General features: G+C 60.5%; 2 protein-coding genes and 1 pseudogene. 1 reads left to right on the forward strand and 2 read right to left on the reverse strand.

All coding sequences use genetic code 11. The annotated features are described in order from the left end of the window. On the forward strand, positions 1-1,173 hold a 1,173-nt coding region (gene trbI, locus AC0L3A_RS40125), incomplete at its 5' end, for an IncP-type conjugal transfer protein TrbI (protein ID WP_473256512.1). A gap of 76 nt (positions 1,174-1,249) precedes the next feature. Here the strand turns inward: trbI and tnpB are convergent. Together tnpB and AC0L3A_RS40135 are read right to left on the reverse strand one after the other, a co-directional pair. Continuing rightward, positions 1,250-1,618: an IS66 family insertion sequence element accessory protein TnpB gene (gene tnpB, locus AC0L3A_RS40130; protein ID WP_473256513.1), complete on the reverse strand. Its 369-nt coding sequence runs from the start codon at positions 1,616-1,618 to the stop codon at positions 1,250-1,252. A gap of 882 nt (positions 1,619-2,500) precedes the next feature. Then, positions 2,501-4,042: pseudogene (locus AC0L3A_RS40135) on the reverse strand (ISL3 family transposase); the annotation flags it as partial.

Below are 4,042 nucleotides of genomic sequence, written 5' to 3' on the forward strand. Positions count from 1 at the left end.
CTGACCTCGCGCGGACTGTATTTTCGTCGCGAGGCCGGCATCGACAACGCATCATCCAATCCGGCATCGACCTACGCCGATCAACTCAAGAAGGGGGTCTCAAACGGCATCATCGGCGACCAACAGGAAGCACAGACGTTCCAACCGGCACCGGCGCAGCCCGAATCCCCAAAGCCGGCAAGCAATCCCTTCACCGGCCGGCAGCAGGCCGAGCCGGCTGGCTCGCAACTCGAGTCGGAACGGCTGTGGCGGGCGCGTCTTGAGCGGGAGGCACATGAACAATATCTGCGGGAGCGGCAGCGCGAGCGCATGGCGCGCGTGCAGGCGAACAATGCGGCCTATGACTCACCGCTCGCGGTCAATGTCAGCAAGCTGCAAACAACGAGCACACCGATGAACAATGCGCCACCATCGCAGACGACCATAACACCCGGTCCTGCACACGGCCCGCCCGATCTTTATGCGGCGGCGCTTGGGGCGGGCCTAAGTACCCAGACTATCGATCCGAACAGGCAAGCTGCGAAAGAGGAGTTTTTCAACGCGGACCTCAAGAAGCTCGGCTACCTTCAGACCAAGGTGGTCGCGCCGACATCCACCTACGAATTGAAACGCGGTTCCGTCATTCCCGCGACGCTGATCACCGGCATCAACTCCGATCTTCCCGGTCGCATCACCGCCCAGGTCAGCCAAAACGTCTACGACAGCGCCACAGGCCATCAGCTGCTGATCCCACAGGGCGCCAAACTGATGGGACGGTACGATTCCAAGGTTGCATTCGGACAAAGCCGCGTCCTCGTGGTCTGGACTGACATCATCTTCCCGAACGGCTCGACCCTGCAGATCGGAGGCATGGCAGGCACGGACGCGGAAGGCTACGGTGGCTTCAATGATGAGGTCGACAACCATTATGTCCAGGTCTTCGGATCCGCGATCCTGATTGCCGCCGTCGGCGCGGGCATCGATATGTCGGTGCCGGCGAGTTCGGCGTATGGGTATCGGCAGACACCCTCCGACGCCGCACGAAATAGCTTTGCCGAGACATTTGGCCGCGTCGCCGAACAGACCATCGGCAAGAACCTCAATGTCCAGCCCACGCTGGAGATTCGGCCGGGCTATATCTTCAACGTCCTCGTCGATCAGGACATGGTCTTCCCCGGCACTTACCGCGGATAAGACTTCGCTGGAGCGTAACGACGCATCATCACTGCGAATTTTGCAACAGGATTGCTGCACCTGACCTTGTGCTTTCTCACCGGAAGGTTTCCGCCCGGGACGCAGCATGCGAAAGATTGTCGTCCGTTCGGAAGCGGATAAGCCTTCGGCTGCACAGTGGCATCGACCGTAACCAGCTCGAGGTTAGCTGCGCAACTTTCACCGTCGCCAGCCACATGAAGCGGCCACGGTCCAGACGCTTGGCATAGAGCGATAGTCCGACCCCGTCGTGCCAAAGCGCCTTGGTTAGCGTGCCGGCACGACCACGGAACACAAAGACGTCGCCGGCAAAGGGATCTCGCCCGAGGCCCTCCTGCACCAGCAATGCTAAACCCTGCATGCCTTTGCGCATGTCAGTGTGACCGGTTGCGATCCAGATTCTCGCCCCTGCTGCGACCGGGATCATCGCCGCTCCAGCAGATCCAACACGCGCGACAACGCGGTGATATCGACCCCGGCTCCACGATCACGCGATAAGCTTTGCCGGAGACATCGCCTGGTGCACCGGGAAGCGCCGTCCGCATCAGATGCCGGCGTCTCTATCCGAATAGCAACGGAGCGAAACGAACAAGCATGTCGGAGATCGCACACGATCAAATCTGACGGATTTCACCATGAGCAGACCAAATGCGGCGCGCCGCAGACTACGAGTCTGCCAACAGGGATGGTACACCACTTGCAGGAGCTTTCCTGAGCTTAACTTGCGAATTGTCAACCGAGGTCGGTGACCATGGCGACGAGTGGACCGAGACTGTATCTACCGATCAATCTGAATTCACTTGCTAAGCAGCTTCGCGCTCAGGCAGGGTGTATGCGGGCAAGGACATTAAGGGCTAGCTTGCGCAGAGGTCTCTTGCCTTTGATGATGGTTTGGATCGCTTTGCTTGCAGGGTGCACGATGGCGCAGGCGAAGGCGAAGGTCTGGGTCACGGGAAACTGTGTATGCAACCTCACATCCGGCCCCACATTCTACAGCCACGGGCGCTGCACCGTCCCTACGCATCAACAGTGCACGGTAGTGAAAAAGGAATGCGTGCTGCGCTACAGGGACCACTGTAGAAACAGTGGAGGAACCATTCAGCAGTCAACAAGAACGTGTTCTTACGGCGCTAAATGTTAGACTTAGCCTCGTTGGGTGGTCGCCTTGCTCGACGGTTCGCTGCGAACAGACAGCTAGCCTACCCTAGAGTCGATCAAGCGCCGGGTTTCGGATTGTCAATCGGCGTTCGACTGGGACCCCCTATCGGCATCCAAAAGGGGCTCTGACGCATTTATGGTGCAGCACTGGTCATGTGGCACCGACTAGCCGAGCCTGCAGCAAGTCGAGCTTGGCGCGTCCGTACATTTGGCGCTTGACCAGTTTGAGCTTGGTGATCTGGCCCTCTGTCTGTCCGTTGGACCAGGAGGTCGTGATCGCTGCGCTGACGGCGGCCTTGTCCTTGATGACGCCGTTGGCGAAAGACATGACGAGGCTTGCGCATGCTCGTTCCAACCATGGTTCAAGCTCTCCGTGAGCCTTCTTTCGGATCATCGCATGGAAAGCGGCTATGATCTCTCGAGCCTCCACCAGGAGAGGAACGCCTTGCTCAATCGCCGCAATGGTGACGGTCTCTGACTTTGATAGCGTATCGCGGCCATTGGTCATCAGGCGGGCGATCGTTCTCGCAGATGGTACGCGCTGCAGGCTCTGAGCATCGGCCGTTTCGGCACGCCGACGGCGTGTCGCCCATTCGGCAACGACTCGCACCGAGCCTCTAAATCCCCGCGCCTTGAGGCGACGCCAAAGGTCGGCGCCATTACGATGGCCCGCGGCCCACTGAACATCCAGCCATGGCAGGTAGTGCTCGAGCGAGCTCTCGCGCACCCTGAACACGTCGGATCGCTGACCTCGCAATACCCTGCGGATGAGGCCCCGGCTATGGCCGGTGAGCCGTACGATCTCCTTTATGGAGACGCCCGTCTCAGCCTGTTTGAGAATTGCCGCCGTTCGTGTCTTCTCGCCGAAGATAGCCCTCATATTGAATGCGCTCGGCGGCGGTCATTAAGTTGGGATTTATGGTGGCGGAGCCGACCGCGATGCGTACCTGGCGCATGGATTTGGGAACCGCATCCAGGAAGGCGTGGCTCGCGTTCTCCATGAGGTGCCAACGGTCGGCGACCTGGGTAGCGTGCGGGAGTGCCTTGGCCACAGCAAGGGCATATCCACCGCCGCGGTCGCGCGCGACCACAGCGATTTGTGGCTGCCCCGCGAGCCAGGCCTGCGCAGTGGCTGGCTCTCTGTCGGGTAAGAGAGTGATCGGTCGTCGCCGCTCGAGGTCACAGATGATCGTTCCGTACCGCTGATTGCGCCGCCAGGCCCAATCGTCGATGCCGATAACGCTCGGCGCAGCAAAGGGCGGACACCCGCGCTTTCTAACCACCCGAAGCAATGTGTCGTTGCTCACGGGCAGCATAAGTCGACGGGCAAAACTCGCCGCCGGGCGACCACCCAAGGCAAGGCCAAGGTGATGGACGATCAGATCGAGCCGGGTCGTTCGCCGCGCCCACGGTGCCAGAGCGCCCTCGTCGAAGCGCTCGGTGAAAATACGCCGACCGCACAGAACAGTAACGCAGCGGAAGCGGCGCGCCACGACCACCAGCGAACCTGCCGCCCCGCCAGCGGCAGATCATTTAGGCGCCTCTGATATCGGCTATGGATCCGCCCAGAACTGGTCCCGCAGCTAGGACAGAGACTCGTCCCGCTCGTGGCGCGTACGGTGATCACGGTCGTAGCGCCATCACAAAAGGCGCTTTCCACGTCAAATCCGCGAGGGACCAAGGCCGACGGACG

Source organism: Bradyrhizobium sp. MI1.3, assembly GCF_055811695.1.